Annotated in this window: 22 protein-coding genes; 12 read left to right on the top strand and 10 right to left on the bottom strand. The window is 52.4% G+C overall.

All coding sequences use genetic code 11. The annotated features are described in order from the left end of the window. Positions 1 to 47: 47 nt before the first annotated feature. Positions 48 to 2,429: an ABC transporter permease gene (locus ABDW36_RS17120; RefSeq protein WP_343703146.1), complete on the bottom strand. Its 2,382-nt coding sequence runs from the start codon at positions 2,427 to 2,429 to the stop codon at positions 48 to 50. Positions 2,430 to 2,582: 153 nt separating this feature from the next. Here ABDW36_RS17120 and ABDW36_RS17115 point away from each other — a divergent pair, with 153 nt between their 5' ends. The 5 genes from ABDW36_RS17115 to ABDW36_RS17095 all read left to right on the top strand — a co-directional run bounded on the left by ABDW36_RS17115 (position 2,583) and on the right by ABDW36_RS17095 (position 7,601). Then, positions 2,583 to 2,912: a DMT family protein gene (locus ABDW36_RS17115; RefSeq protein ID WP_343703145.1), complete on the top strand. Its 330-nt coding sequence runs from the start codon at positions 2,583 to 2,585 to the stop codon at positions 2,910 to 2,912. Between the two features lie 200 nt (positions 2,913 to 3,112). Then, the gene (locus tag ABDW36_RS17110) at positions 3,113 to 5,599 is read left to right on the top strand and encodes a PIG-L family deacetylase (RefSeq protein ID WP_343703144.1); all 2,487 of its coding nucleotides are present in this window, start codon (positions 3,113 to 3,115) and stop codon (positions 5,597 to 5,599) included. Between the two features lie 13 nt (positions 5,600 to 5,612). Further along, a complete protein-coding gene (locus ABDW36_RS17105; protein WP_198674136.1) occupies positions 5,613 to 5,768 on the top strand; it encodes a hypothetical protein in 156 nt (51 codons plus the stop codon). A gap of 1 nt (position 5,769) precedes the next feature. Further along, entirely contained in the window at positions 5,770 to 5,895 is a 126-nt protein-coding gene (locus ABDW36_RS17100) for a hypothetical protein (protein ID WP_262697066.1), read from the top strand. After that, the gene (locus tag ABDW36_RS17095) at positions 5,892 to 7,601 is read left to right on the top strand and encodes a sodium:solute symporter (protein ID WP_343703143.1); all 1,710 of its coding nucleotides are present in this window, start codon (positions 5,892 to 5,894) and stop codon (positions 7,599 to 7,601) included. Before ABDW36_RS17100 ends, ABDW36_RS17095 begins: the two co-directional genes overlap by 4 nt. 108 nt (positions 7,602 to 7,709) lie before the next feature. On the opposite strand, the gene ABDW36_RS17090 is transcribed toward ABDW36_RS17095, so the two are convergent. The 5 genes from ABDW36_RS17090 to ABDW36_RS17070 are packed head-to-tail and all read right to left on the bottom strand — an operon-like array spanning position 7,710 to position 11,151. Then, positions 7,710 to 8,552, bottom strand: a complete 843-nt coding sequence (locus ABDW36_RS17090; RefSeq protein WP_343703142.1) for a DUF2911 domain-containing protein — start codon at positions 8,550 to 8,552, stop codon at positions 7,710 to 7,712. Positions 8,553 to 8,604: 52 nt separating this feature from the next. Beyond that, the gene (locus ABDW36_RS17085; protein WP_343703141.1) at positions 8,605 to 9,264 is read right to left on the bottom strand and encodes a response regulator transcription factor; all 660 of its coding nucleotides are present in this window, start codon (positions 9,262 to 9,264) and stop codon (positions 8,605 to 8,607) included. 18 nt (positions 9,265 to 9,282) lie between these two features. Continuing rightward, positions 9,283 to 10,077 carry a sensor histidine kinase gene (locus ABDW36_RS17080; protein ID WP_343703140.1) on the bottom strand — a complete coding sequence of 265 codons (795 nt, stop codon included), beginning with the start codon at positions 10,075 to 10,077 and terminating at the stop codon, positions 9,283 to 9,285. Beyond that, positions 10,074 to 10,721 carry a hypothetical protein gene (locus ABDW36_RS17075; protein WP_343703139.1) on the bottom strand — a complete coding sequence of 216 codons (648 nt, stop codon included), beginning with the start codon at positions 10,719 to 10,721 and terminating at the stop codon, positions 10,074 to 10,076. Before ABDW36_RS17075 ends, ABDW36_RS17080 begins: the two co-directional genes overlap by 4 nt. Positions 10,722 to 10,761: 40 nt before the next feature. Further along, positions 10,762 to 11,151 carry a hypothetical protein gene (locus tag ABDW36_RS17070; RefSeq protein ID WP_343703138.1) on the bottom strand — a complete coding sequence of 130 codons (390 nt, stop codon included), beginning with the start codon at positions 11,149 to 11,151 and terminating at the stop codon, positions 10,762 to 10,764. A 464-nt stretch (positions 11,152 to 11,615) separates the two neighbouring features. On the opposite strand from ABDW36_RS17070, the gene ABDW36_RS17065 reads away from it, so the two are divergent. Further along, positions 11,616 to 12,506: a hypothetical protein gene (locus ABDW36_RS17065; protein WP_343703137.1), complete on the top strand. Its 891-nt coding sequence runs from the start codon at positions 11,616 to 11,618 to the stop codon at positions 12,504 to 12,506. 86 nt (positions 12,507 to 12,592) lie between these two features. Here ABDW36_RS17065 and xerD read toward each other — a convergent pair whose 3' ends face one another. Further along, on the bottom strand, positions 12,593 to 13,489 hold the full coding sequence (gene xerD / locus ABDW36_RS17060) for a site-specific tyrosine recombinase XerD (RefSeq protein ID WP_343703136.1): 897 nt from the start codon (positions 13,487 to 13,489) through the stop codon (positions 12,593 to 12,595). A gap of 317 nt (positions 13,490 to 13,806) precedes the next feature. Beyond that, positions 13,807 to 14,772 carry a helix-turn-helix transcriptional regulator gene (locus ABDW36_RS17055; RefSeq protein WP_343703135.1) on the bottom strand — a complete coding sequence of 322 codons (966 nt, stop codon included), beginning with the start codon at positions 14,770 to 14,772 and terminating at the stop codon, positions 13,807 to 13,809. 411 nt (positions 14,773 to 15,183) lie between these two features. Here ABDW36_RS17055 and ABDW36_RS17050 point away from each other — a divergent pair, with 411 nt between their 5' ends. Further along, complete coding sequence (locus ABDW36_RS17050; protein WP_343703134.1) at positions 15,184 to 18,636, top strand: pyruvate carboxylase; 3,453 nt, start codon at positions 15,184 to 15,186, stop codon at positions 18,634 to 18,636. Positions 18,637 to 19,265: 629 nt separating this feature from the next. Here ABDW36_RS17050 and ABDW36_RS17045 read toward each other — a convergent pair. Continuing rightward, positions 19,266 to 19,682, bottom strand: coding sequence for a nucleoside-diphosphate kinase (locus ABDW36_RS17045; protein WP_343703133.1), 417 nt, complete (start codon positions 19,680 to 19,682; stop codon positions 19,266 to 19,268). A 209-nt stretch (positions 19,683 to 19,891) separates the two neighbouring features. Between ABDW36_RS17045 and ABDW36_RS17040 the strand changes: the two genes are divergently transcribed. The 3 genes from ABDW36_RS17040 (at position 19,892) to ABDW36_RS17030 (ending at position 22,672) form a co-directional block, all read left to right on the top strand. Then, positions 19,892 to 20,896 (top strand): DHH family phosphoesterase, encoded by a 1,005-nt coding sequence (locus ABDW36_RS17040; protein ID WP_343703132.1) that lies wholly within the window; start codon positions 19,892 to 19,894, stop codon positions 20,894 to 20,896. A 93-nt stretch (positions 20,897 to 20,989) separates the two neighbouring features. After that, on the top strand, positions 20,990 to 21,862 hold the full coding sequence (locus ABDW36_RS17035) for an FKBP-type peptidyl-prolyl cis-trans isomerase (RefSeq protein WP_343703131.1): 873 nt from the start codon (positions 20,990 to 20,992) through the stop codon (positions 21,860 to 21,862). Positions 21,863 to 21,964: 102 nt separating this feature from the next. Next, positions 21,965 to 22,672, top strand: a complete 708-nt coding sequence (locus ABDW36_RS17030) for a hypothetical protein (RefSeq protein WP_343703130.1) — start codon at positions 21,965 to 21,967, stop codon at positions 22,670 to 22,672. Between the two features lie 99 nt (positions 22,673 to 22,771). Here ABDW36_RS17030 and purB read toward each other — a convergent pair whose 3' ends face one another. After that, positions 22,772 to 24,112: an adenylosuccinate lyase gene (gene purB / locus ABDW36_RS17025; RefSeq protein WP_343703129.1), complete on the bottom strand. Its 1,341-nt coding sequence runs from the start codon at positions 24,110 to 24,112 to the stop codon at positions 22,772 to 22,774. Between the two features lie 95 nt (positions 24,113 to 24,207). Between purB and ABDW36_RS17020 the strand changes: the two genes are divergently transcribed. Both ABDW36_RS17020 and ABDW36_RS17015 read left to right on the top strand, forming a co-directional pair. Continuing rightward, complete coding sequence (locus ABDW36_RS17020; protein WP_343703128.1) at positions 24,208 to 24,945, top strand: menaquinone biosynthesis protein; 738 nt, start codon at positions 24,208 to 24,210, stop codon at positions 24,943 to 24,945. Between the two features lie 51 nt (positions 24,946 to 24,996). Continuing rightward, positions 24,997 to 25,653 (top strand): NAD(P)-binding domain-containing protein, encoded by a 657-nt coding sequence (locus tag ABDW36_RS17015; RefSeq protein ID WP_343703127.1) that lies wholly within the window; start codon positions 24,997 to 24,999, stop codon positions 25,651 to 25,653. The last annotated feature ends 3 nt before the right edge of the window (positions 25,654 to 25,656 follow it).

Below are 25,656 nucleotides of genomic sequence, written 5' to 3'. Positions count from 1 at the left end.
AAGGCGCCCCGGCATTCCGGCGGCGCCTTTGTTATACATGGGAGAGACTAATCGTTTTTCAAACTTTCTACCGGGTTGGCATTGGCCGCCCGCCAGGTTTGAGATACAATGGTGAGCATGGCAATAGCCATCAGCAGGCCGAAACACGCCAATATGCTGCCGAGGCCAAAATTTACCCGCAAAGCAAAGTTCTGCAGAAAAAGGCGGCTGGCCAGGTAGCCGATGGGCAGGGCAATACAGCCGGATATCAGAATGAGTGACATGAACCCTTTAGACAGCAGCAGCACCAGGCTTTTTACATCTGCGCCCATCACCTTGCGCACACCTATTTCCTTTTTACGCAGCCAGTTGGTGTATATCACCAGCGCCAGCAGCCCCATAGCGGCAATCACAATGGTCATGGCCGCCAGGTAACCGAGGAAGGAAATATCTCCCCAGTTCATCTGGTCTTCATACAGGGCATCTTTCAGCCACGTTGCTTTCACCGGCGCGCCGGGGTAAAGCTTTTGCCAGGCAGCGGCTACCTGCTGCATCAACTGCGCGCGGTTACCTGTATTCACCTGCAGGTTGAGCAGGCTGTAATCTTCTCCCGTTGAGCGGAACACCAATGGCGCAATGCGCACGCCCATGTTTTCATAATGAAAATCTTTCAACACCCCGCGCACGGGCGCCTGCACAGAATCGTTGAGCCAAACCATGCGCCCCACGGCATCCTGTGCTGATTTGAAACCCAGCGCCAGGGCGGCCGCTTCATTCAGCAGCAGCTGCGCTGTTTGCTGCTGCGGCGCAAAGTTTTCTCCCGCCGCCAGCTGCAGGCCCAGCATGGGTATGAACGCGGCGTCCGCATTGTAGTAGCTGAACTGCTGGGGTTTGTCTACGCGGCTGGCGGCCAGGGCCATGCGGCTGCCCCTGAACCGGCCAAAGTTGCCGGATGTGGCCGCAACCGCTTCCACACCGGAAAGCGCCGTCAGCTCCTGTTTAAGCAGGTCAGGGGGATGGCCCTGCAGATCTATGGTCAGGATGTTATCTGCACGGAAACCAGGGTCAGCCGTGGCCATGAAAGCAAACTGCCGGTACATGGTAAACAGCGCAATGGTGATCAGCAAGGAAAGTGACAGCTGGAAAATGATCAGCCCCTTGCGCAGGTTCATTCTGCCGAACAAGCGGTAAGAAGGCATGCTTTTCAGCACCTGCGAAGGGTTGAAGGCCGAGAGTATCCACGCCGGCAGGCTGCCCGCCAGCAGGCCGGTAAACAGGCTGAAGGCCAGCAGTATGAGGCCCATCTGCCAGAGGGAGACGGCCGGCGGGTAACTGTCCGGCTGGTGATTGAAGAGGTTCACCTGCCGGATGAGCCGCAGCAGCACGGCAGCCACGCCCAGGGCCAGCAGGGAGGTGAGCACGGCTTCCAGTATATATTGCCCGAACACCTGCAGGCGCGTGGCGCCGGATACTTTCCGGATGCCCACTTCCCGCGCGCGGGTGAGCGAGCGGGCTATGGAAAGGTTGGTATAGTTGAAACAGGCAGATACCAGCACAATAAGGCCAACGCCAATGGCGGCCATCATTTTCCCCCAGGTGGTGCCGCTGCCGAGGTTATTGTATGTATCGTCCCAGGAGGGCGTGATGCGCTCCAGCGCCTGTATGGGAAAGCTGATGGTGCCTTGAGATGGGTCTTTATACAGGCCGCGCGCCAGCTGCGCCAGGGACGCTTCCAGCACGGCAGGTTTCACCTGCGGCTGCAGCAGCACGTACGTATAGGCGTCCATGTAAGAGTTCCATTGCTGCAATGCTTCCTTCAGCACTTTCGATTTTTCAAGCTGCGCAATGGCGGCATCTGAAGCAAAGGCGTCAAATTCTATGTGGGAGCGGTTTAGGCGGGGGCTCAGCACACCGGTTACCTGGTAGCTGCCCAGCGCGCCCATAGACAATACTTTGCCAACGGGATTGGTATTGCCGAAAAAACGCTGCGCCATGTCGTGGCTCAGTACCACGCTGTTGGGCTGCTGAAGGGCCGTGGCGGCATTGCCGCGGGCCAGCGTGAACCCGAATACCCTGAAGAAAGCCGGAGAAGTGAAAGCGCCGTTCACATACAGCTCCTTGTCATCTCCGGTGGCTTTGCCCTTGAATGCGGGGTAAATGCGCGCTACGTCTGTCACTATGCTGTTTTCTGCCGCTACCGCCTGCTCCAGCGGAAGGGGAGAGCTGGCCATCCGGAAACTTTCACCCTGCGGGTTGCGCAGTTCCGTCAGCAAACGGTAAGTACGGTCAGGATGGGGGTGGAAGTGATCATAGCTGAGGTCTTTCACCGTGTTGTTGATCACCATCATACATACCGTCATGCTCAGGGCAAGGCCGAATATATTGATGAAGGTGAACAGCTTGTGCTTAACTATATTGCGGTAGGCGATCAGAAGGTAATTACGCAGCATGCGGGCAATTTAGGCAAGCTTTTTCAAAGCCGGTGCCAGGTATTCAGAATTTGTTACTCAGTTTGAAATAAATTTAATATAATTATATTATGTTCAAAACCGGTCATCTTCCGTCCGCTACAGAACAATAGTCAAAATTGATTAGTTTAGGGCATGCGAACCATTTTATTATTGTTGGTATCCAACATCTTTATGACCTATGCCTGGTACGGGCATCTGAGAAATACCAATGTGCCGCTGTGGAAAGTGGTATTGCTGAGCTGGGCGGTTGCATTTTTTGAATACTGTTTCATGGTGCCGGCTAACCGCTTTGGTTACCTGGACGGGTTTAACGGCTTTCAGCTGAAAATGATACAGGAAGTGATCACGCTCACCATCTTCTGCGTGTTTGCCGTGATGTTCCTGAAAGAGCCGCTGCGGTGGAATTACCTGATATCTTTTTCGCTGCTGCTGGGCGCGGTGTATTTTATGTTCAAAAAGTGAGGATGCGGCTGTCGAAAACCGCTTTCGCTGCTGCCGGGCCATGAGGCGTAAAGGCTTTTCAGGTAAGGATTACAACTGCACGCGCCCGTCCGGTGGCCAGAAATTCAATTGATCTTCCCTTTACAAATCCATCAGCGGTAACCTTTTGCCGCTTTAAATGCCTATTTTTGAAAACTTGATAAAAAACCGGTAACTATTTCATGTTGAACATCCGATCTACAGGTTGGCTGATGGCCGCATTATTACTCTTTGCCAGCCAGCTGCGCGCGCAAACTGCCGCTCCGCTGCATGCCGCTGAAATCAAACTGCAGCTGAAGAAGCTGAATACGCTGGGCAGCGTGCTGTACATTGCCGCTCACCCTGATGATGAAAACACGCGGCTGCTGGGCTTCCTGGCCAAAGAAAGCCTTTACCGCACCGGTTACCTCTCACTCACCCGCGGAGACGGCGGGCAAAACCTCATCGGCAACGAGCAGGCGGAGCAGCTGGGCCTCATCCGCACCCAGGAGCTGCTGGCAGCCCGCCGCATAGACGGGGCCGAGCAGTTCTTTACCCGTGCCAACGATTTCGGCTTCTCCAAAAACCCGGAAGAAACATTTACCATCTGGGACCGTAAAAAAATATTGGGAGACGTGGTGTGGGTGATCCGCAACTTTCAGCCGGACGTGATCATTTGCCGGTTCCCGGCAGACAGTCGCGCCGGCCACGGCCACCACACCGCCTCCGCCATGCTGGCCGCCGAAGCCTTTGACGCGGCGGCAGACCCGCAGCAATACCCTGAGCAGCTGGCCAGCGTAAAACCCTGGCAGGCCAAACGCATTCTCTGGAACACCTTCAATTTTGGCGGCAACAACACCACCGCGGAAGACCAGTTCAAAATGGACGTAGGCGCCTACAATGCGCTGCTGGGCAAGGGCTTTGGCGAAATAGCCGCAGAAAGCCGCTCGCAGCACAAAAGCCAGGGCTTCGGCGTACCCTCTTCCCGCGGTACCTCCATGGAATATTTTGTCACCATCAAAGGCGGCCCCCCGCAAACCGGGCTGCTGGACGGTATTGACGCCACCTGGCAACGCGTGGCCGGCGGCAACGCCATTGGTACGGCCATCAGCAAAGCGCTTGAACAATACAACGTAGAAGATCCTTCAGCGTCCGTACCCGCACTGCTGGCCATCCGCAAGCAGATATCCGCGCTGCCGGAAGGATACTGGAAAAACCAGAAGCTTCGTGAAACAGACCAGCTCATACTGGCCTGCGCCGGCGTTTGGGCCGAAGCTTTCAGTGATATGGCGGAGGTTGTGCCTGGTGAAACCATGAGCAGCAAGCTGCAGCTCATTAACCGCAGCAAAGTGCCCGTGCGCCTGCAGAAGATCAGCATCAACGGCAAGGAGAGCACTTCGTCAGCACGTGAGCTGGCGTTCAACCAGTTCATCAACATACCGCAAGATGTGCCTGTACCGGAAAACACCGGTATTTCACAGCCTTACTGGCTGCAAACGCCACACCCCATCGGCATGTACAACATTGCAGACCCCGCCTGGGTGGGCCACCCGGAAAACCTGCCGGCGCTGACCGCTACCTTTTATCTGCAAGTGGGAGACCAGGTGATACCTGTTGCCCGGCCTTTCATTTACAAGTATACAGACCCGGTAAAAGGCGAAGTGTACCGCCCGCTGGTAATTGCCCCCCCAGCTGTGGCCTCGCTCAACAACCAGGTATACGTGTATACGCAGGCCGCTCCGCAAACCGTACCGGTAAAGGTGCGCGCCATGAAAGACAATGTGAAAGGCAGTGTAAAACTCTTGCTGCCACCGGGTTTCAAGGCAGATAAAACCGCCATCCCGTACACGCTGGCCGGCAAAGGAGATGAAACGGAAGTAAACTTCCAGGTGCAGCCCGTGAAAATGAACGGGCGTAATATTACCGATACCATGACGGTAGCGGTGGAGGCCAACGGGAAAGAATACACGAACAGTATGACAACCATCCAGTATGATCATATTCCTTCCATCACTATTTTCCCGCCGGCCGCTGCGCGGCTGGTAACGGTAGACCTGCAGCATAACGGCCGCCGGCTGGGTTACATTCCCGGCGCGGGAGACAAGGTGCCCGAGGCGCTGCGGCAGGTAGGTTATATGGTCACCATGCTGGATGAAAAAGAGATCATGAACGGCTCCCTCAAAGAGTACGATGCCATCATTACCGGCGTACGCGCCTACAACACGCAGCCCCGCCTGCGTTACTGGCAGCCCCGCCTGCTGGAGTATGTGAAGAACGGCGGGGTGCTGGTGGTGCAGTACAATACCAATGGCGGCCTGGTAACAGACCAGCTGGGGCCTTATCCCTTCAGTCTTTCCAGAGACCGGGTAACGGACGAGACCGCCCCCGTGAAATTCCTGCTGCCGCAAAACAGTCTCTACAGCCATCCCAATAAGATCTCCGCTGCAGACTTTGACGGCTGGGTGCAGGAGCGGGGACTTTATTTCCCCGGCAATACAGACGCCGCTTACAAAAAGCCGTTCGAAATGAACGACCCGCGTGAGCGCGCCCTCAGCAATTCAACAATCATTGCGCCTTACGGCAAAGGAAAATATGTGTACACAGGCCTCTCGTTCTTCCGCCAGTTACCGGCGGGCGTACCGGGGGCGTACCGGTTATTTGTGAACCTGATATCAAAACCGGGCAACTAATTTATTATTGACTATGTCTGACAGAAATAAAAGGATCAACATCTCCGCGGGCCTCTGCATCATACTGGGGCTGATCATCGGGTTTATGATCAAACGCGTGCACATCGGCCTCCTGATTGGGCTGGCGCTGGGCTTGCTGAGCGGAGGCCTGTTGTCTAAAAGAAACTGATATGGAAAATTCACCACAGGAAAAACCGCCGCTGTTTTCCCGCTGGGCCGCCTGGTATTGGGTGGTAGGGGGATTTCTGGCAGCGCTGATCGTTTTTTTCTATTTGTTCACTAAACACTATTCATGAGCCTTCAGGACTGGATCGTACTCATTTTCACGTTACTCGCAATTATCCTGTACGGTGTATGGAAAAGCCGCGGACAAAAAGACCTGGACAGTTATTTCCTGGGCAACCGCGCCATGCCCTGGTACATCATCCTGCTGTCTATCATTGGCACCCAGGCCAGCGCCATCACCTTTTTATCCGCTCCCGGCCAGGCCTATACAGACGGTATGCGGTTTGTACAATATTACTTTGGCCTGCCGCTGGCCATGATAGTGATCTGCATCGCTTTTGTGCCCATCTTTCACCGGCTCAAGGTGTATACGGCCTATGAATACCTGGAGCAGCGGTTCGACCTGAAAACGCGCACGCTTACGTCTTTCCTCTTCCTGATACAGCGCGGGCTTTCTACCGGCATCAGCATTTACGCGCCGTCTATCATCCTGTCCTCCCTGCTGGGCTGGAACATTTATTACACCAATATTTTCATGGGCGGCCTGCTCATCATCTATACCATGTACGGCGGTACCAAGGCGGTATCTTACACCCAGTCACTACAGCTGGCCATCATATTTTCAGGCATGTTCCTGGCGGGCTGGATGGTGATGCACCTGCTGCCGGCAGACATCGGGTTTTCCGAAGCCCTGCACGTGGCCGGCAAAATGGGCAAGCTGAACGTGATCGTCACGGATTTCAGCTGGACGGACCGGTACAACATCTGGAGCGGGGTAATCGGCGGTTTCTTCCTGGCGCTGTCATACTTCGGAACAGACCAGAGCCAGGTAGGGCGTTACCTCACTGCCAAAACCCTTACGGAAAGCCGTATGGGCCTGCTGATGAACGGGCTGGTGAAAGTGCCCATGCAGTTCCTCATCATGCTGATAGGGGCGCTGGTATTTGTTTTCTACCTGTATTTCAGGGCGCCTATCAACTTCAACCAGGGCCTGCTGAACCGGGTGCACAACTCCGCTTATGCGCCGCAGATGCAGGAGCTGGAAAACCGGTTTGATTCCCTGACCGTAGTGAAGCAGGGCCATGTAAAAGCGCTGGCGGCCGCGCTGCAGACAAAAGACGATCATATCATCGACCAGGCGCAGCAGCAGCTGAAAAATACCGAGGGAGAGGCAGACCTGGTGCGTGACTCTGCCAACGTGCTCATTAAACAGGTGGCGCCCGGCGCGGAAACCAATGACACCAACTATGTATTTCTCCATTTTGTGGTGAACAACCTGCCGAAAGGGCTGGTGGGCCTGCTCATAGCCATCATTTTCCTGGCCTCCTGGGGCAGCATTGCCGCCGCCCTCAACTCGCTGGCCTCTACCACCATGGTAGACGTATACAAACGCATGGTGAACCCGGATGCCACGGAAGCGCAATACCTGCGCATGTCCAAGATCTGGACGCTGATATGGGGCGTTTTCAGCATTGCCGTGGCCCAGTTTGCCACCGGCATGGGCAGCCTCATTGAAGCGGTGAACATACTGGGCTCCCTGTTTTATGGTACCATACTGGGCATTTTTGTGGTGGCCTTTACGATGAAGAAAGTGAAAGGCAACGCCACTTTCTGGGGCGCCGTGCTGGCGGAAATACTGGTGGTGGTTATTTACCTCGTTAATATTGTCTCTTTCCTCTGGCTCAACGTGATAGGTTGTTTGCTGGTGATGGTGCTGGCCTGGGTGTACCAGCAGGCGGAAAACCTTAACGGGGCCAAAGCAACTGCAGGGAAGTGACCCAGGCGGGAAAGCCCGTGGCAGCGCTTGCCATAAAAGAACGCTAAAAAAGAAAGAGGCTGACGGCTACATTGCCGGTCAGCCTCTTTCAGTATCAGGTGTTCACGCTTACAGCGTAGCTATCAATTTCTCGTTCAATGCCACATAATCAGCGTTCTTGGCTTCTTTGGCGAGGGAAATAGACTGCTCTGCGGTGGCTTTGGCGCCGGCCTTGTCACCCGCTTTGGCCTGGATCTTGGCTTTCAGGTGATAGATCCAGAAGGCTTTGGGGTTTTCTTTGGTGGCGGCGTCTGCCCAGCCCAGCGCGGTTTTCAGATCGCGGTTGGTTTCAAAATAATAGGCTGCGGCCTGGAAGTACGGCTTTTTGTCCGTTTTCATGGCTTCGTCTATCTGGGCCATCACCTTGCCGTCTATGTCTGCTGTAATTTCAATGGGCACAAGGGTTTTGTCCCACATCAGCATCATGGTCATAGCGCTGGGGCGTACGTCCTCAAACAGGATCATGAAAGACTGGATGGGGAAGGGCAGCTCCTGCGCTTCAGCCTTGAAACGGGCCACGTCTTCTTCCTGCTTGTACCCGTCAACACCCCAGTTTTTCAGGCCTTTGTTGATCACAATTTCCCAGCCGCCCTGGTTGGGAATAGTGTACAATACGTACTCACCCTGGGGAATGGCGGTGCCGTTCAGCTTTACGTCTTCCCCGAACTTGATGCGGGTGGCCGCGTTGGCGCCGGTGCGCCACAGCTTGCCATAAGGCACCAGGTCTCCCATAATGGTGCGGTCTTTCATGGCAGGGCGGGAGTAGGTCACTTCCACGGCAGACAGGGCAAAGTCTTGCTTGATGGTTTGCGTGGGGCTGGGGGCCGGCATTTTGATACCCTGCGCAAAGGCAGGGGCGGCGGCCAGCATGCAAATAGCGGCGGTAGACAATAACGCAGATAGTTTTTTCATCGGTTTAAAATTTTGATGTAAGAAAAGTTGTGGGCAAAAATAAGGAAAATGGCTACTCTATCAGCCCGTTCCGGAACGCATATAATACCAGGCCTACGGTATTCTTCACATTCAGCTTCTCCAGCAGCTTCTGGCGCAGGCCTTCTACGGTGCGGGGGCTCAGGAAGATCTGTTCCGATATTTCCTGCGTGGTACATTCATTGCAGATCAGCTTCAGCACTTCCAGCTCCCGGTCTGTGAGCTGCACTTCGTTTTTGAAAGTAGGCTTGAACTGCTGCTTGTTTTTGTGGAGTACTTTCTTGAGCAGGGCCAGGTTTACGTTTTCGTTGAAATAGAAGCCTTTTTCGAAAGTGGTGCAGATGGCTTCATAGATCTCTTCCGGTTCACTGTTTTTGAGCAGGTAGGCATTGGCCCCGTTCTCTACCAGGTGTACAATAAAGTTATCGTCTTCGTACATGGTGAGAATGATGACCTTCACCTGGGGGTATTTCTCTTTTACCTTGATGGTGGCCTGAATACCGTCCATCCGGGGCATCTTCAGGTCCATGAGTATCACGTCAGGCTGCTGCTCCTGCATGATCTGGAGCAGATGCTCACCGTCTTCCGCCTCAAATACCACGTTGATATTGGCGTAGGGCGTGAGCGTGTTGATCACTCCACTACGGAATATCTTATGGTCGTCAGCAATTGCGACTTTAATAGGCGGCAGCATAGCAGAAACAAATTTAGCTTAAACAACAGGCTGATAGTTCTCCACCCGTATCTCGGCCACTGTACCGGCGGGCGAATTTTTTACAAAGGTGATATTTCCCCCGATAATATTCAAACGGCTTTCAATATTTTTTAAGCCCAGGTGGCCTGTTTTTTTCCGGGATTCCTCGTATTTGTCCACCAGTTTGGCGTTACCATCGTCTTCCACGCGGATGGTGAGCAGGGTGGGGGTGCTCTGGTAGGTAATGAACACATGCTGGGCCTCGGCGTGCTTGAGCACGTTGTTCATCAGCTCCTGCACCACCCGGTACACGTTCAGGGCTTTTTCCCGGTCTACCGGGTAGGTGGTGGCATCTGTTTTGAAGGAGATGGCAATCTGCTTGTTCTTGTTCATCAGGCTGCAAAAGGAGTCCAGCGCATGGCTCAGGCCCAGGTTTTCCAGGGTGGTGGGGTGCAGGCTCTGGGAAATGAAGCGCAGCTGCTGGATGATGGTGTCTGTAAACTCCTTGGTTTCCTTGATCCGTTCCTTTTCCCCGTTGCCGGCCAGCTGCTGGAGGTGGTTAAGGTTCAGTTTGAGCACAGACAGCTGGGCGCCCACCTCATCGTGCAGGTCTTCCGCAATCCGCTTCCGCTCCGTTTCCTGCCCCTGCAGTACGGCCACCAGGCGTTCTTTCTGTATCTGCAGGTCTTTGTCTTTCAGCTTCAGTTTATATTGCACTACCTGTTTTTGCTGCAGCACTACCATCACCACCACAAAAATACCCAGGCTTAACATGACGATAGTGCCTATTAGTATAAGTTGTAATGTGTTCATGCCCTGGCTCGTTTAATTTTTGAGAGCCCAATATAAAAAAGAATTGCCTGAATTATGCCGGCGCTCCAGGTAAGGCCGGCGGTAATCTGGTAAATGGAGCGCAATACCTCATCCGGGCCGCCCTGCTGAATAAAGTTAAAGGTGAGGGACAGCAGGAAGGAGCAGCAGAAATTTACGAACAGCCCGGCATTGAACCAGAAAACGGGCAGGGAATTGATGTAGATGGATTGCTCAATGAGGCCTTCATCTTTCATCAGCTGGAGGAAAAATATCACGCCGTAGGCAATAAGCAAAAAGGTACGGAAGGAAACAAATATGGAGTTGAAGCGCAGCATGCCTTCAATGAACAGCATATCTACGGCAAACAGTACACAGGCCAGGGCCAGGAATACCTTGATGATCTTGTGGAGGTGCCCGGTGTTTTTCAGGACATGGAGGTAGAAGAATGTCAGGATAACAAACTGGACCAGCATCATGGCGGAAACAAAGGCCATATTATTACCGTAGGCGCGGGCGAGGAGGTCAGTTCCGATGCCATAAATTCCGCAGGTGATCAGGTAATAGAATATGAGGCGTTGTTCCTTGTTAAAGATCCGGTAATTTAAAGAGAAGGGGATCAAAAGTAAAATTTCGATCCCCACCATACTATAAAAGATATAATGATGAAGCGGCACTTAGAAATCTTTATCCGTTATCTGAATTTAGAGGATTGGCTTTCGGACAATCATACGGGCACCATACGTCAGTGCTCAGAATATCTTCTGCCGATGCATCTTTAGCAAGGCCTTTCTCGAGCGAAGGGAGAATGTCGTTGCCGTCTTTATCTGTGGCAACCAGTACAAATTGTTTGTCTCTTTTGCCGTCACCATCAATGTCCAGGCCGTAGTAGATCCTCAGCCCGGTAGCGCCTTCCTTGTTCAGCAGCGAGTTGATCTTGTTCATGCCGAAAAAGCCGGAAAGGATGGGTGATTTGTGTTTTTTGCGTTCCACCTGGTCTACCCGGTAGGCCATGGTTTTTTTTGCGCCGGTAACGAGGGAAATGAAATTACCTACGTCTTTGTTAAACTTTGACATGTTGTTTAGAGTTTTAGGGAGTTAGTACTAAATATCGGGGTAAAATTATTACAAAATATCACTTTTCAAAGTTGAAAAAAAGGGGGCGGACAATTCTCAAACCGGCTTGAAAATCAATACAGAACCGCTATGGCAGGGCATTTAATGTATCCGGGGCTACTGCGGCAGGGGTACAGTTTGCGTGTTTCCCCCCTCAAAATACGTAGAACTACGCATTTCTGAATTATGGGGACTTAACGCTTGACTGCCAATACATTCTTCCCAAACTTTGTGGCATTGAAAGTGAAGAGGACAGGAGGGTTATAGAAACCGTGTTAATTCCAAAAGTTTACACGCACTCGGGCCTTTCTACCATAGTTTGTTGCGTTAGGTATGCAGAGGGTGGCCGGTTACCCCAGAAGCCGGTAAGTTGAATAACAGAAAACAGTTACCCCCAAAATTGTAAAGAACCAAAAGTGATCGCTATGAGTTACCTATTAATCGGAAACATCTCTGCGCTGATCTGTGAAGAGAACATCGAACCCCTTGCAAACGCGCGTATCAGGATCTACCTGCCATCCCAGAATTACGGGGTGGAAGAGCTGGCACGCGGAATTTTTAAGGACCTCCGGCGGCTGTCTGAAAGAGACGTGCAAGCCAAAACAGATCACCTGTTGGCCGAATCCATGCTGGACGAGCGGGGGAATTTCAGCATTGCCTGGGAAGACCTCCACCTGTTTACCGAACCGCTGGAAATGGACATTTGTCTGAACAGCGTTCCGGGCAAGCATGGCGGCCAACAGGAATGGGTCCAGTTTCATCTCAGTACGTTTGTGCCCCATTGGAAACGGTCTAAAGACAAATACCTGGGCGCTTTTGCATATGTGGTGCCGGCAGACAAGTGGGCCGGTATCCGCCGTGAGTTTGGCGCCTGGGTAATTGCCGGGTCCGTAAAACATATGGATACCCTGCACGGCATGGGCCACCTTCGGGTAGAAGCCTGCAATGCGCTGAACGACAAGTTGCTGGGCTGGTGCCATACCAGTGACAGCGGCCGCTACCGCCTCTATTTTTCCAGGAAAGACATCAGCGGCGGCAGCCTGCTGCACATCCTGAAAAGCGGGGATAACATTTTCAGCGAAGGGCCAGACGTGTACTTCAGGGTATATGAAGGCAACCGCCTCATCTGGCAGGAAAATAAAGACATTGCCCTGCAGCCGGAAAGGCAGCAGCTCGGGTATTGCACCAGGCTCAACCTGTTCATCAGGCCCCGGGCTGCAGAAAAAAAGCCGGTAAGATTATCAGGGTGGTTAAATGATCTTATTCAAAACGGCCGCTCCAAACCACATTATAAAGACCAGTACGTAACGTACTAGTCCTCCAATGTTGGAAAGCCCCAATTTCTACAACAGCTACCCAGCCTCAGCCAAGCCTCCCAACGGGTAGCTGTTTTTTTTGCGCATCAGAACCCCGGATGGTACTGTTGCAGCATATCCCGGAGGTATTCCCTGTTCAGATGCGTGTAAATTTCCGTAGTAGTAATACTTTCGTGGCCCAGCATTTCCTGCACGGCCACCAGGTCTGCGCCGCCTTCTACAAGATGGGTGGCAAAGGAATGACGGAAGGTATGGGGGGAGATGGATTTGGTGATCTGCGCCTTTACGGCCAGCTCCTTGATCAGTAAAAAGATCATCACCCGGCTTAGCTGCGCACCGCGGCGGTTCAGGAACAGGATGTCTTCATGCCCCTTTTTAATGGTCATATGCCGGCGGGTATTATCATTGTACAACCCGATGTATTTAATGGCCGAAGAGCCGATGGGTACCAGGCGTTCCTTATCTCCCTTGCCGGTTACGCGTATAAATCCTTCATCGAGATAAAGCTGTGAAATTTTCAGGGAGATGGCTTCACTCACCCGCAGCCCGCAACTGTACATGGTTTCAATAATGGCCTTGTTGCGGTGGCCTTCCGGCTTGCTCAGGTCTATCTGGGCCATGAGCTGCTCTATTTCTTCGAAACTCAGAAAATCAGGAAGCTTGCGCCGCGCCTTGGGCGCTTCCAGCAATTGGGAAGGGTCTGCCGGTATCAGCTGCTGCGTGAGCAGGAAACGGAAAAAGGCCTTGATGCCGGAGATGATGCGGGCCTGTGAAGTGCCCGTCATGCCCAGGGAGGCCACCCATTCTGCACAGCCCTGCAGATCTTTCAACGTTACCTCCTGCGGGGCCAGCGGCCTGTTCATGGCCGTGAGGTATTGTGTGAGCGTTTTTACGTCTCTCACATACGCCTCTATGGTATTGGGCGAAAGCGAACGTTCAATTTTAAGGTGAATGGTGAAACGGTTGAGGCTGGATTCCCACATGCTGTAAAAGTACAGCAATCGGGCTAAAAAAAGTGAAAATGGAAGCACTCTCCATCCGGGAAATTTCAAGGCAGCCCCCTGGTATATCTGCCTGTCAGGTTATTGTCTCCATTCATACGCTTCAGTAAGTGCTTCCATCCCCTGGTTTTGTCATAGGGGGTCTGGTTGTGATATGCTTCGGTAAAATAAGAGAGGGATAGTAAGCTAAAAATCTCTCTGTTGATGGTCCTATGAAAATGCTTTTAATTGTACTGCAAAGATGCGGTAAACCGCCGTGGGAAAGTACTCACAGCGATTGTGTGTTTGCTCAAAGCGGCTCAACATGGGTTCACGTCGGGTTGTCTGCGCGTGGGCGTAACTTTCGGAATGCAGTCTTTCGGCAGCTTGCCGTAATACTTGCTGAACGCACGGGAAAAGTGGCCCAGGTTCTGATAAGAAATTTCATTGGCTACCTGCGCCACCGCGTAACGGCCGGTACGCAGCAGCGTCATGGCTTTTTGCATGCGGCACTCGGTGTAGTACTGGTACACGTTTTTCTCGTATATCTTTTTGAAGAGCGTGTTGAATTTTGACTTGCTCATAAAAATGTCCGACGCCAGCTTTTCCACCGGCGGCAGTGGCCTGGAAAGGTCTGCCAATGTTTCATTCATAAAACGGATTATCTTTTCCCGGTCTACAATACTGATCTCTTCCTCATCGTCATACTGTCCCAGTATTTTGCTCCAGGACACGGACAGCAGGTGCATCACAATACCCTTGCATGCCGCCGCCCTCAGCTCAGGCAAAACGGAGGAGAGGCTGGTCAGCTGTTTGGCAATGTTGTATATCTGCATGTCCATGTTCTCGTAAAAGAAAAAATCTGTGCCTGTTTCCGTTACCAGCCGCTGCCCGCCGGGCAACTGCAGCTCCCCTATATGGGTGATCATCCATTCGTTGGAAATGGCCAGCACAATATAATTGAGGGCAGAGCCCTTTCTTCCCTTGAACATCACTTTTACGCCGGCTTCGCATACCAGCAGGGAACGCAGGTTGCTGCCGTTGGTTTCGCGCACAAAGTTCTTCACCACTTCCTGGCTCTGGTAGCTGCCCATATTGTAGCAAAAGTAACAGGCTTTATAACGTTGGCGGTTTACATACTCAAGCGTCAGTTCACTATTGGGTAAAAAATCTACAAAACACATGAACAGGCCGGGTTCTATTTCATTCAGTTCAATAAATCCATTGGCAACGGTTTCGGGGAAAACATATTTGTTGCCTTTGGTGCGGAGGGGCGTTCCTGTCATTTGTCTGATTGCTGCAACAACATCATGGAGACCTCCCGACCCGGCATAGGGATCAATTTGCAGGTGAATCGGTTTCATTGGCTAGGCTAATTATAAATATAGTCAAAGATGAATGGAATACCAGCAAGGATAATACTCCTGCAGCACTCTATTTTGCTCTTTGAGCGCTCAATATAATATTATAATGACGCGCAGGATAGTCTCTCACACAAACATGTAACATTCATCACATCTGCTAAACAGCTGTTTTTTTATATAAAATTATATCTGAATGACGATACTATTGAAAATATTTAATCAAAAGGCATTCTTTTTTAGAAATAGACGAACAAAAAACCTGATTCTTTTACTACTTTTACGCCCGCTGAGTTTTAGCAATAATGTTATATTGAAAGCATATTAACCACTGTTATGTCGGAATCATCCTCAAAAAAGATCCAGAAACTGTTGGTGGCCAACCGGGGCGAAATTGCGGTGCGTATCCTTCGGGCGGCATCGGAACTGCGCATCAGAACGGTGGCTATTTTCACGTATGAAGACCGTTATTCCCTTCACCGCTATAAAGCGGATGAAGCTTACCAGATAGGGAAAGACGACGAGCCGTTGAAACCCTATCTTGATATTGAAGGCATTATACACCTGGCCAAACTGCAGCAGGTAGACGCTATTCACCCCGGGTACGGTTTTCTCAGCGAGAACGTGCAGTTTGCCCGCCGCTGCCGGGAGGAAGGGATCATTTTTGTAGGGCCGGATCCCGAAGTGATGGCGCAGCTGGGAGATAAAGTGGCCGCCAAAACATTGGCCCGCAGGGTAGGGGTGCCGCTGATAGAAGACAGCCAGGTGAAGCTGGAAGATGTGGCTACCGTAAAGCAGGAAGCGGAGCGAATTGGTTTCCCCATTATACTCAAAGCCGCTTCAGGCGGTGGCGGGCGCGGCATGCGCGTAGTGCGCTCCGCAGACCAGCTGGAAAAATCTTTCACCGAAGCCCGCAGTGAAGCAGGCAAGGCGTTTGGAGACGATACCATTTTTATAGAGAAATTCATTGAAGAGCCCAAGCACATTGAAGTGCAGCTGATGGGAGATAACCATGGGCATATTGTGCATCTTTATGAGCGCGACTGTTCTGTGCAGCGCCGCTTCCAGAAGGTGGTGGAAATAGCGCCGTCTCCCAACCTGCCGCTGGAAACCCGCAACGAGATTTACGGCTATGCGCTGGCGCTGGCCCGTGAAGTGAAATACAACAACGTGGGCACCGTTGAGTTCCTGGTAGACCGGCAGCACAAGGTGTACTTCATAGAAGTGAACCCCCGCATACAGGTGGAGCATACCGTTACCGAAGAAGTAACAGGCATAGACATTGTGCGCTCCCAGATATTGATTGCCCAGGGCCACCGCCTCTCTGACCCGGAAATTTTTCTGAAGAGCCAGGAAGACGTGCGGCTGAACGGTTTTGCCATACAATGCCGCGTTACCACGGAAGACCCCGAGAACAATTTCACGCCAGACTATGGCACCGTTATAGCCTACCGCAACGCCGGCGGCTTCGGCATCAGGCTGGATGAAGGCAGCGCCTATTCCGGCGTAAAAATTTCCCCCTTCTTTGACTCCATGCTGGTGAAGATCACCGCTTCCGGCCGCACGCTTTCCGGCGCGGCGGGGCGCCTGCACCGTACGCTGAAAGAGTTCAGGATACGCGGGGTGAAGACCAACATCCGCTTCCTGGAGAACGTGATCACCCACGACATTTTCCGCAGAGGCAATTGCACCGTAAGTTTCATAGACCAGCACCCGGAGCTGTTCAAGCTGTCTCCCATCCGCGACCGCGCCACCAAAACGCTCATGTACCTGGCAGACGTTACGGTGAACGGCCATCCGGACGTGAAAGGAACGCCAGACGGGCGGAAGTTCCGCGTTCCGCATGTACCTTATTTTGACCCGCTGCAACCCGTTCCCCCCGGCAGCCGCAACCGGCTGCAGGAGCTGGGCAGGGAAGGCTTTGCCCAGTGGCTGCGGAACGAAAAGCCCGTGTACTTTACAGACACCACCTACCGTGATGCGCACCAGAGCCTGCTGGCCACCCGCGTGCGCTCAAAAGATATTATGGCCGTAGCCGAAGGCTATGCCCGCAACAACCCGCAGATATTTTCCATGGAAGTATGGGGCGGCGCCACTTTTGACGTGGCCATGCGCTTCCTGCACGAGTGCCCCTGGCGCAGGCTGCAGCAAATACGGCAAGCCATGCCCAATGTGCTGCTGCAAATGCTGTTCCGCGGCTCCAACGCCGTGGGCTACTCCGCATACCCTGAAAACCTCATTGCCAGGTTCATTGAGAAAGCGGCGGAAAACGGCATAGACATTTTCCGCATCTTCGATTCCCTCAATGACATTGAGGCCATGAAACCCAGCATCGGCTTTGTACGCAACAACACCAGCTCCCTGGCGCAGGCCGCCATCAGCTACACCGGTGATGTACTGAAGAAAGACAATACCAAATACACGCTGCAGTATTATACAGACATGGCCAAACGCCTGGAAGACGCCGGCGCCCACATGCTCTGCATCAAAGACATGGCCGGCCTGCTGAAGCCGCAAGCCGCCACCGTACTGGTAAGCGCGCTCAGGGAAGCGGTGCAGCTGCCCATAGTGCTGCACACGCACGATACGGCTTCCGTACAGTCTGCCACCTACCTCAAAGCCATAGAGGCCGGTGTGAACGTGGTAGACTGCGCCATTGCCTCCCTCAGCGGCCTTACCTCGCAGCCCAGCCTCAACGCCATGGCCGCCATACTGGAAGGCCACGAGCGCAGCCAGCCCATGGACCTGGCTTCGTTAAACGCTTACAGCAACTACTGGGAAGATGTGAGGGAATACTATTATCCCTTTGAATCAGATATGAAAGCCGGCACCGCGCAGGTGTATGAGAATGAAATACCCGGCGGCCAGTACTCCAACCTGCGCCAGCAGGCGGAATCGCTTGGGCTGGGAGACAAGCTGGAAACCATCAAGCATAATTACGCCGTGGTGAACCGGCTGTTCGGGGACATTGTGAAAGTAACCCCCAGCTCAAAAGTAGTGGGAGATATGGCCCTGTTCATGACCTCCAATAACCTGACGGCCGAAGATGTGCTGGACGAAAGCCGCAACCTGGCTTTCCCCGCATCTGTTACCGGTTTTTTCAAAGGCGAGATAGGTTTTCCCTACGGCGGTTTCCCGGAAAAGCTGCAGCGCATCGTGCTGAAAGGCCAGGCGCCGCTCACCGGCAAGCCAAATGAACATCTGCCGCCGGTAGACTTTGACAGCGATTTTGCCGCCTTCCAGCTCAAATACCCGCTGGCCGAGTTCCTGGATTACCTGAGCTACCACATGTTCCCCAAGGTGTTTGACGAATACTACCAGCATGCGCAGGTATACGGCAACGTAGAAGCCATTCCCACGCCCGCGTTCTTTTACGGCCTGCACCTCGGAGAAGAAATACTCATTACCCTCAGCAAAGGCAAAACCATTATTGTAAAGCTCCTCTACATACTGCCACCTGACGAGAGCGGCATGCGCACCGTAGTGTTTGAGCTGAACGGCTACGCCCGCCGCGTGCAGGTGAGAGACCGCGCCGTAAAAAGCGAAGTGCCCGTTAATAAAAAGGTAAGCAACCCGGAGCTGGAAATAGGCGCGCCGCTGCAAGGCAAACTCAGCAAGCTGCTGGTGAAGTCCGGCGACAATATTCACGCCAACACTCCGCTGTTCATTATAGAGGCCATGAAAATGGAAACAACGGTAACGGCTACACGGGATACGAAGATCAAGGCGGTACACCTGCCTGAAGGCACTATGGTACAGCAGGACGACCTGGTGATAGAGATGGAGTGACCGGGTGTGTTATGATACTTTGCGCCGCATTGCCGAGGGTGATGCGGCGTTTTTTGTTGCAGGTACTGCATAGTTGGTACTTTGCGCCGCGTTGCCAGCGATAAGGCGGCGTTTTTGCCGCCGGTAGTGCACAGCTGATACTTTCTGGCGTGTTAGCCGCGGCAGCAAGGCGTTTTTGTGCCCGCGTAAGGAATAGCGCTCCCTTGCAGGGCCATGTTCCGGCCCGGCGTAACAATGGAAGGGCAGGGAGATGCCTATTATATTAACATGTCGGAAGAACCGCTGCGGTAGAGGAAATTCGGGGTACAAACGGCCGGAAGCCCTATGGTAACTGAAGGATCAGCGAAGGGTAGGTGGACTTGATCCGGAAATGATGCGGACTTGCCCTGGAAATGACCTGGCATTGATGCAGTTTTACATTGATATTAATTAGCATTTATGCCGCAATTTTGCGCACCCGTCCTGAAAATAATATCAGTTTGCTGCTGCTGTATAAAAAGAAGTGAGCTGCTGACAAGCAACTATCCTCCTTGAGCATGGCAAAAACGCACGCCTCATTCCATCCGGCACCGGATAAAAAAGGGGCTGACCAGTGTCTGGTCAGCCCCTGTATACACAGCAGTGTCAATTTAGAATCTTTCCAGCCCGCTGAAAAAGAAATTGCCTTCAATAGCGGCATTTTCATCAGAGTCTGAACCGTGAACCGCGTTGCGGCCAATAGATTCAGCGTAGATCTTGCGGATGGTGCCTTCTTCTGCCTGCGCGGGGTTGGTGGCGCCTATCAGCTTGCGGAAGTCTTCTACGGCGTTGCTCTTTTCCAGGATGGCAGCTACAATATGGCCGCTGCTCATAAATTCAACCAGCTCACCGTAAAAAGGCCTTTCCTTGTGAACAGCGTAAAACTCACCGGCTTTTTCAGCGGACAGTTTCGTTAATTTCATGGCTACAATGCGGAAACCTGCGGCGCAGATCTTGTCCAGTATGCCTCCGATATGCCCGTTCTGCACAGCGTCGGGCTTGATCATGGTAAATGTTCTGTTACTCATATTGTGAATTAGTCGTTTTACGCCTGGGTATTCCCCCGTTTGCCGTTGACGGCTGGGGACAGGAGGGGCAAAAGTAATGAGTTTTTGTTTAGCAGTAAAAAATTTTGAAATTCTGGCCCAAATGAAGAACTTCGCACTTCCTTTGCTTAAACGAAGGCGGGGTACCTTTACAACTGATTGTCACTTATATATTTATATAGATTTTAGGAATGAAGCCAATTGAGGACATCAAACCATTACTGGACAGCCCCAAAAAAGTGGTGGTAACCATGCATCAGAAACCTGATGCAGACGCTATGGGCTCATCCCTGGCCATGTACCACTACCTTCGCCGCAAAGGGCACGATGTAACTGTTATTTCTCCTACCAATTTCCCGGATTTTCTGAAATGGATGCCCGGCAGCGAGCAGGTGCTGGACTTTGAGTCTGGCCAGGAAAAGGCGCTCAAGGCGCTGGAAGACGTGGAACTGTTGTTTTGCCTCGATTTCAACCACCTGGGCCGCACCAAGAACATGCAGCCAGTTCTGGAAAAGCTCCAATGCATCAAAATCCTGGTAGACCACCACCTGGAGCCGCAGCCTGATTTCGACTACGGCATCAGTGACACCACCGCCGCATCCACCGCACAGCTGGTATACGAGATCATCTACCGCCTCGGGGATGAACATTATATTGATAACGACATTGCCCAGTGCATATACGCCGGCACCATGACAGATACCGGCTCTTTCCGCTTTGCTTCCACTTCGGCCCGCGTACACCGCATGGTGGCTGATTTGCTGGAAAGGGGGCTGGAACATGAGTATATCCACCAGGCCATTTATGATAACTTCCTCGAAAACCGCCTCCGCTTCATTGGCCACAGCCTCCTGAACCGGATGGAGGTATTCTACGAAGCCAATACGGCCATTATGGCCATTCCTTACAGCGACCTGAAACGTTTTGACCTGCAAACCGGCGATACGGAAGGACTTGTAAATTTCCTTTTGTCCATTCAAGGCATTAAATTAGCAGCATTGATCATTGACCGGAATTCAGAAGTCAAACTCTCATTTCGTTCCAAAGGCAATTTCGACGTAAATACATTTGCACGCAAATACTTTGAAGGCGGCGGGCACTTTAACGCCTCCGGAGGCCGCAGCACGGACTCCCTGGAGAAAACGGTGCAACGCTTCCTGAAGGCCATGCATGAAAATGAAGATCTTTTGCAATAACATTCCGTCATAACGGATACTAATACAGACAAATCAAAATAAACTGATGAAGTCGCAAGACTCCATCAGACCCGTAAAAATCAAAATAAACTGATGAAAAAGAACAATCTGTTACTTGTTGCATCACTGGGCTTGCTGGTTGCAAGTTGCGGTAAAACCGGTCCGAGAAAAACTCCGGGTGGTATTGAATACACTGTGGAGAAAGCAGGTAAAGGCGAGAAGCTGAAAGAAGGCGATACCATCATGGTATACTTTGCTTCTTACCTGAATGACTCCCTGCTGATAGACACCCGCAAAGAGCAAGGCGTGGCATTGCCGATGGTGATCCAGAAATCAAGGGATAAATTTGACCTGATGGACGGATTTGCCCAGCTGAGCGAAGGCGACAGCGCCATCTTCATTCTGCCGCTGGACTCCATGCAGAACAAACCGCCGATGGCCAAACCCGGCGACAAAATGAAAGTGCATTTCGTAATTGAAAGCAAGTACTCTGTTGCCAAACAAAACGCAAAAGAAGAAAAAGAGATCAAGGAATATATCGACAAAAACAAGCTGAACACCACCAAATCTCCCAAAGGCGTTTACATTGCCGTAACCCAGGAAGGTACCGGTGCACAGCCTAAAAACGGCGATATTGTTTCCGTGAACTACACCGGCAAACTGCTGGACGGCACCGTGTTCGACTCTAACACAGACTCTACCGTACGCCCCGGCATGCCGCTGCAGCCCCTGGAATTCCCCGTTGGCGAAGGCCGCGTAATTCCGGGATGGGACGAAGGTATTGCCCAGCTGAAGAAAGGCTCCAAAGCTACCATGGTTATTCCTTCCGCGCTGGCTTACGGCCTGCAGGGCGGTGGCCCCACCATCAAACCCAACAGCATCCTCGTGTTCAACGTAGAGCTGCTGGACGTGAAACCGGCACCTGCTGCTCCGGCTGAACCGGCCGCGCCCGCACCGGCTAAATAAGCTGCAACAAGTAAATTGAAATAATGAAGCCCGGCTGATTTGGCCGGGCTTTTTTTGTTATATTTATTGTTGTTAATTGTTTTAATCTAAAACTCCCTATCTATGAAAAAAGGAATGTTAACCGGTATGTTCTGTTTTACCCTCAATCTTGCCGTATCAGCACAATCCATTATTAAAGAAGAAAACAATATGGTTGGAATTGCTCTGGGTACTGCGTCACCAACGTCCACCCTTGACGTTGGCGGCAGCATTGTTACGCGAGGCGGTTTTTGTAGCACTGTTAGTGGCGTTGATATTGGCGGTTTCCTTTCACTAGACAACCCGGCTAAGACCGTGGCTGGCACTGCTAATAGATGGACAATCTATAATATGGGCGGCGGCTATGGAAATAGCCTTCAGTTTTGGGCGTATGATCAACAGAGTTGCGCGGGTGGATTATGTGCCCCACGCCTGGTGATCATGGATAACGGAAACGTAGGGATCGGCGCGAGCGCCCCGGAAGCCAAACTTTCAGTCAATGGCGGCATCCTCGCTACCAAAATAAAAGTCAACCAGAACCTCACCTGGCCAGATTACGTTTTCGAACCAACCTACCAGCTCCCGTCACTCTACCAGCTCGAACAATTCATCCGTCAGAACAAACACCTCCCGGACGTTCCCTCCGCTGAAACCATTGCCAGAGAAGGGCTTGACCTGGGAGACACGCAGGCGGCACTGCTGAAAAAAATTGAGGAGCTAACGTTGTACGTGATCGAACTGAAAAAGGAAGTGGACGATCTGAGAAAAAGTGTAGCTGCAGAAAAAAAGTAAAAGGCGCCGGCTGCCTCCAAACAGAAAGAGCGCAAGCGCCTCAATAAAAAACAAAGGCCGTCCCAGCGCAGGAACGGCCTTTGTCACATATCGATCAGGCTAGTGAATGCCTGTATAATTATGCGGCGTAATCGCCTTCAGTTCCTTCTTCAGCGCCGCGCTGATCTTCAATCCGTCAATAAATTTATGCATGGTTTTCTGCGTGATCTGGTCACCGCCGCGGGTGAGCTCCTTCAGCGCTTCGTACGGCTGCGGGTAGTTTTCCCGCCGCAGCACCGTCTGGATGGCTTCCGCCACAACAGCCCAGTTCTGCTCCAGGTCCTGTTCCAGTTTCGCGTTATTGAGAATGAGCTTGCCCAGCCCTTTTTCCAGTGATTTGAAAGCCAGCAGGGTATGCGCAAAAGGCACGCCCACATTGCGCAGAACGGTAGAATCCGTCAGGTCACGCTGCAGGCGGGAAATGGGCAGCTTGGCGCTCAGGTGCTCAAACAGCGCATTGGCAATGCCCAGGTTGCCTTCGGCATTTTCAAAATCGATAGGGTTTACTTTATGCGGCATGGCGGAAGAGCCCACTTCGTTCTTTTTGATCTTCTGCTTGAAATAGTCCATGGAAATGTAGGTCCATACATCGCGGGCAAAGTCTGTCAGGATGTTGTTCACGCGTTTGAGCGTATCAAACTGGGCGGCCAGGTTGTCATAGTGCTCTATCTGCGTGGTGAACTGCATGCGTTGCAGGCCCAGCGTGCTGTTCACGAACTTGTTACCGAATTTTTCCCAATTGATGGAAGGGAACGCCACGTTGTGGGCATTGAAGTTGCCGGTAGCCCCGCCGAATTTGGCGGCAAAGGGGATCTGGCCCAGCAGGCGCACCTGGCCTTCCAGCCTTTCTACAAACACCAGTATCTCTTTACCCAGGCGGGTAGGGGATGCGGGCTGCCCGTGCGTTCTGGCCAGCATGGGCACTGCTTTCCATTCTTTGGCCAGCTTTTTCAGGTGCAGTATGAAATTGCTGATGGCGGGCAGGTATACATGCTCTACCGCTTCTTTCCACAGCAGGGGAGTGGCGGTGTTGTTCACGTCTTGCGAAGTAAGGCCAAAGTGTACCCACTCCAGCTTGTCTTCCAGGCCCAGGTTCTTCAGCTCGTTTTTCAGGAAATACTCCACGGCCTTCACGTCGTGGTTGGTGATCTTTTCCGTGTCCTTTACCAGTTGGGCGTTTTCAATGGTAAACGACTGGTAAATATTGCGCAGTGCGGGAATTTTCGCTTTGGGCAGGGTGAACAGCTTCTGTTCTGCCAGGGCAATAAAATATTCCACTTCCACCTGTACACGGTAACGTATCAACGCAAATTCCGAAAAATAAGGGGCCAGTTCTTCCAGTTGCCCCCTGTAACGCCCGTCTACCGGGGAAATAGCGGTTAAAGCTTGTAATTGCATCATGTATTGATTATCCAGTCAAAATTATTGCCCCCGGCCACCCAAAAACAGGTATGTTCGGGAATTACGTTATTTTAGCAGGCTCAAAATTACAGAAATTGGAACGGAAAGTAAAAGTAGCGGCTGTCAGTTATTTGAATACGAAGCCTTTGTTGTATGGTTTCAGGGACCACAAGGTGATGCGCTCCATGGAGCTCAGCGTGGATTACCCGGCCAAAATAGCCCGCCAGCTGATAGATGGCGAGGTAGACCTGGCCCTGGTACCGGTGGCCATCATTCCCAAATTGAAAGAATATCATATTGTATCAGATTTTTGCATAGGCGCTGAAAGCGCGGTAGCCTCCGTTTGCCTCTTCAGCGATGTGCCCCTGCAAAACATTCACCGCATTTACCTGGACTACCAGAGCCGCACGTCTGTGGCCCTGCTGAAGCTGCTGGTGCGTGACCACTGGAAGCTGAACGTGGAGTTTATTGAAACCACGGAAGACTACCAGCATCTCATCCGCGGCAACGATGCCGGCCTGGTGATAGGAGACCGCGCGCTGGCGCAGCGGGAGGTATCCCCCCTCGTATTTGACCTTGCTGAGGCCTGGCTCCGCTTTACCAGCCTGCCGTTTGTGTTTGCGGCCTGGATCAGCAACAAGCCGCTGCCGGTAGAGTTCATCCAGGAGTTCAATGACGCCAACAGCATAGGCCTCAACAACCTCCCGGCCGTGGTGGCGGAAAACAGCAGCCCGGGTATAGACCTCACCGCTTATTATACCAAAAACATCAGCTACCCCCTTACGCCCTCCAAGCGGCAGGGCATGCAGCGGTTTTTAAGTTACCTGCAATAATTTGCTGATAATCAGCTAATTTTTGCGTAACTTAGGAAACAAACCGTCTTTATGAAAGTAGGCATTCTTGGCTCCGGCGTTGCAGGCACAACGCTGGGGCATGGGCTTATTCGTTTAGGCCATACCGTTATGATAGGAACGGGGCATCCGCAGAAAGACGGGCTGCGGCAGTGGTTGTTCGAAAACAGCCAGGGAGGCCAGGTGGGCAGCTTTTCCGCGGCGGCCGCCTATGGGGACATTATCATTCTCTGCACGGGCTGGCCCGGCACCAAACAGGCCATTGAAGCCGCCGGCATCTGGAATTTCAAGAAAAAGATAATACTGGACGTTACCAACCCGCTTGACGGGCGCGGCCCGGATGAAGCGGGCCGCCTGCAGCTGGCGCCGGGCAACAATCCCTCCGGCGGGGAACAGGTGCAGGCCTGGCTGCAGGACGCCCATGTGGTGAAAGCCCTTAACAGCACAGGCAGCGCTTTTATGATAGCGCCGCATTTTGAAGACGGCCCGCCCACCATGTTCATGGCCGGCAATGATGACCTGGCAAAGAGAGCCATTAAAGACCTGCTGTCCCAGATGGGCTGGCAAGACGTGGTGGATACCGGCAATATAGAAATGAGCCGCTACCTGGAAGGCTTATATGTGATCTGGTACGCGTACGGTTTCCGCACGGGGAACTGGCGGCATGCGTTCCGGTTATTGCGGAAGTAGGTG

The sequence above is a fragment of the Chitinophaga sp. genome, assembly GCF_039596455.1.
Classification (GTDB): domain Bacteria; phylum Bacteroidota; class Bacteroidia; order Chitinophagales; family Chitinophagaceae; genus Chitinophaga.
This window is presented reverse-complemented; position numbering and strand designations above follow the sequence as displayed.

What these genes read in the sequence shown, in the direction of transcription:
- ABDW36_RS17120 (WP_343703146.1), bottom strand. Translation starts at nt 2,429, where the DNA reads ATGCTGCGTAATTACCTTCTGATCGCCTACCGCAATATAGTTAAGCAC.
- ABDW36_RS17115 (WP_343703145.1), top strand. Translation starts at nt 2,583, where the DNA reads ATGCGAACCATTTTATTATTGTTGGTATCCAACATCTTTATGACCTAT.
- ABDW36_RS17110 (WP_343703144.1), top strand. Translation starts at nt 3,113, where the DNA reads ATGTTGAACATCCGATCTACAGGTTGGCTGATGGCCGCATTATTACTC.
- ABDW36_RS17105 (WP_198674136.1), top strand. Translation starts at nt 5,613, where the DNA reads ATGTCTGACAGAAATAAAAGGATCAACATCTCCGCGGGCCTCTGCATC.
- ABDW36_RS17100 (WP_262697066.1), top strand. Translation starts at nt 5,770, where the DNA reads ATGGAAAATTCACCACAGGAAAAACCGCCGCTGTTTTCCCGCTGGGCC.
- ABDW36_RS17095 (WP_343703143.1), top strand. Translation starts at nt 5,892, where the DNA reads ATGAGCCTTCAGGACTGGATCGTACTCATTTTCACGTTACTCGCAATT.
- ABDW36_RS17090 (WP_343703142.1), bottom strand. Translation starts at nt 8,552, where the DNA reads ATGAAAAAACTATCTGCGTTATTGTCTACCGCCGCTATTTGCATGCTG.
- ABDW36_RS17085 (WP_343703141.1), bottom strand. Translation starts at nt 9,264, where the DNA reads ATGCTGCCGCCTATTAAAGTCGCAATTGCTGACGACCATAAGATATTC.
- ABDW36_RS17080 (WP_343703140.1), bottom strand. Translation starts at nt 10,077, where the DNA reads ATGAACACATTACAACTTATACTAATAGGCACTATCGTCATGTTAAGC.
- ABDW36_RS17075 (WP_343703139.1), bottom strand. Translation starts at nt 10,721, where the DNA reads ATGGTGGGGATCGAAATTTTACTTTTGATCCCCTTCTCTTTAAATTAC.
- ABDW36_RS17070 (WP_343703138.1), bottom strand. Translation starts at nt 11,151, where the DNA reads ATGTCAAAGTTTAACAAAGACGTAGGTAATTTCATTTCCCTCGTTACC.
- ABDW36_RS17065 (WP_343703137.1), top strand. Translation starts at nt 11,616, where the DNA reads ATGAGTTACCTATTAATCGGAAACATCTCTGCGCTGATCTGTGAAGAG.
- xerD (WP_343703136.1), bottom strand. Translation starts at nt 13,489, where the DNA reads ATGTGGGAATCCAGCCTCAACCGTTTCACCATTCACCTTAAAATTGAA.
- ABDW36_RS17055 (WP_343703135.1), bottom strand. Translation starts at nt 14,772, where the DNA reads ATGACAGGAACGCCCCTCCGCACCAAAGGCAACAAATATGTTTTCCCC.
- ABDW36_RS17050 (WP_343703134.1), top strand. Translation starts at nt 15,184, where the DNA reads ATGTCGGAATCATCCTCAAAAAAGATCCAGAAACTGTTGGTGGCCAAC.
- ABDW36_RS17045 (WP_343703133.1), bottom strand. Translation starts at nt 19,682, where the DNA reads ATGAGTAACAGAACATTTACCATGATCAAGCCCGACGCTGTGCAGAAC.
- ABDW36_RS17040 (WP_343703132.1), top strand. Translation starts at nt 19,892, where the DNA reads ATGAAGCCAATTGAGGACATCAAACCATTACTGGACAGCCCCAAAAAA.
- ABDW36_RS17035 (WP_343703131.1), top strand. Translation starts at nt 20,990, where the DNA reads ATGAAAAAGAACAATCTGTTACTTGTTGCATCACTGGGCTTGCTGGTT.
- ABDW36_RS17030 (WP_343703130.1), top strand. Translation starts at nt 21,965, where the DNA reads ATGAAAAAAGGAATGTTAACCGGTATGTTCTGTTTTACCCTCAATCTT.
- purB (WP_343703129.1), bottom strand. Translation starts at nt 24,112, where the DNA reads ATGATGCAATTACAAGCTTTAACCGCTATTTCCCCGGTAGACGGGCGT.
- ABDW36_RS17015 (WP_343703127.1), top strand. Translation starts at nt 24,997, where the DNA reads ATGAAAGTAGGCATTCTTGGCTCCGGCGTTGCAGGCACAACGCTGGGG.